The sequence below is a fragment of the Eubacterium sp. 3_1_31 genome (genome assembly GCF_964249515.1).
Taxonomy (GTDB): Bacteria; Bacillota_I; Bacilli_A; order Erysipelotrichales; family Erysipelotrichaceae; genus Longicatena; species Longicatena caecimuris.
In genome coordinates this window covers 1-1,865 of sequence record NZ_CAXUBY010000099.1, presented here as the reverse complement: position 1 = coordinate 1,865, position 1,865 = coordinate 1, and the positions used below count along the sequence as shown (strand labels likewise).

The 1,865-nt window shown below is 34.9% G+C and carries 1 protein-coding gene; it reads right to left on the bottom strand.

What is annotated here, in order from left to right; genetic code table 11:
• Positions 1-270: 270 nt before the first annotated feature.
• Positions 271-1,446 (bottom strand): substrate-binding domain-containing protein, encoded by a 1,176-nt coding sequence (locus tag ACESSZ_RS16390; RefSeq protein WP_008690011.1) that lies wholly within the window; start codon positions 1,444-1,446, stop codon positions 271-273.
• Between the last annotated feature and the right edge of the window lie 419 nt (positions 1,447-1,865).

Below are 1,865 nucleotides of genomic sequence, written 5' to 3'. Positions count from 1 at the left end.
CAAGTCGCTCTTGGGTTCGTCGATAACTACGCCCCGAGGGATTTTCACCCTAGATATGTGGCATGCCCGCCACACACGAAAAGGCGAGCTCTTCCTACAAAAAGCTTGCCTTTTATTAATATTCATAAAGAACTTATAGCATAAAAGAAGGACTAACACTTAAATAAAATCGCAATAATATGAAAGAGAGACTGATTCTATTCTCATTTTATTTTTATAATACTTAGAGATACTAATCTCCTGCTATCTTTCTTGACTAGACAATTTATACTACTTCTGTATTATTGAGACGTAACCAGTCTTTTCAATCAATTGCTGGCCTTCATCTGATTGTATCCAATTGATCAATCGCATAAGATTTTTATTTTCATTCCCCTTTACATAAACCGCATAAAACGGACTTGTAATAGGGTAGATATCATCACGTATATGTTCTACCGTTGGGGCGACTCCATCAATCTGTAAGAGCTTGATTTTATTACTTTTTTTCATTGCCTGTGTATAAAAACGGAAAGAATACCCTATTGCATTATCCCGATTTTCATATTCAGCTGTTACGGAAATAATTGCCCCCATACCTGCAGGCACATCCTTTGTCATAGGTTTCATGATTGATTGACCATTCATAAACCGAATCAACGCTGATTGAGAACCACTGCCTTCAGGACGTTGGAAAGCACGAATCTTTTCATCCTTTCCCCCTACCTCTTTCCAATTAGTTATCTTTCCACTATAGATATCCCGAATTTGTTTACTGCTCAAATTTGTTACGGGATTATCTTTATTCACAAAAAAGACAAATGCTTCCTTACCAATCGGAACCTTAACCAATTCTTCCTTTTGCTTTTTAAACATTTCCTCCTGTTTTGACGAAGGAGCAGCCACAAAAATAAGATCTGTTTTCTTCTCTAATAGACGTTCATAGGCGGTAGGTGTTGTTGTGCAGCTAACGATTTCACTAACGTATGGATCATACTCATCCTTAGGATAAAGCGCTTGTACAAAGGATGCATAGACCGGATATAAGGCAGTAGCACCATCCAAACGAACAAGTTCATCTTTTATTTGAAATTGACTTTCCTTATTCAAAGTAGCTATTTTATAACTGTGAAATGGTTTATATTCACTGAGATTCACTTCTGTACCCTTAATTTCATAACGATTTTCCCACATATCATAGCCAAATGTAGCTAACAAAATCACAATGCATGATAAAAATGGTACTACCATAAAAAGCTGCTTACGAAAAGATAACCAGGCATGGCGTCGATAACGATAAAGAACCATTAACCATATATATACATATAGGATCAACATTGCCACAATGAGAAGGTATTCAATAAAAGGATGTGTCGTAGTCCATACGATACTTAAAAGAAAGATATATACAAATGGTAAAGTAAATAGCGTCGCAAGACACAAAGCTCCTATCAATGCTAATATCATAGTTAGCTCCCTTCTGCTTTTGCAAGTTTTTTTTTATTTTCGATAAACCAATAGGACATAGCAGTAGAAACATAAAAATCTGAGAATAGGAAAGATTTAATAAGGTGCAGCTGTTATCATCAATTTTATTATATCGGATATATGCTTAAAGACAAGGTAAATTAAGAAAGGTTTAGATTTCCATAGAAATCACAATATACGATTTCCCCATGAGGAATCTTCAACAAAAGATGTATTGATTATTGTATTGATTATATTAGGAGATGACTAAGTAATAGTACATGATAGGTAAAAGGGTTAGTAAGATTATTTCTGATAAAGCAGAAATAGTACAACTTCTTGTGATGCCATTGGTTTCGCTCACATAAGGAATGTGTTTGGATTTCTTTCTCTATATAGAAAAAAACCTGTCCTTCTCA

Excerpts from the sequence above, each read along its gene's own strand:
- ACESSZ_RS16390 (WP_008690011.1), bottom strand. The coding sequence starts at position 1,446 with ATGATATTAGCATTGATAGGAGCTTTGTGTCTTGCGACGCTATTTACT.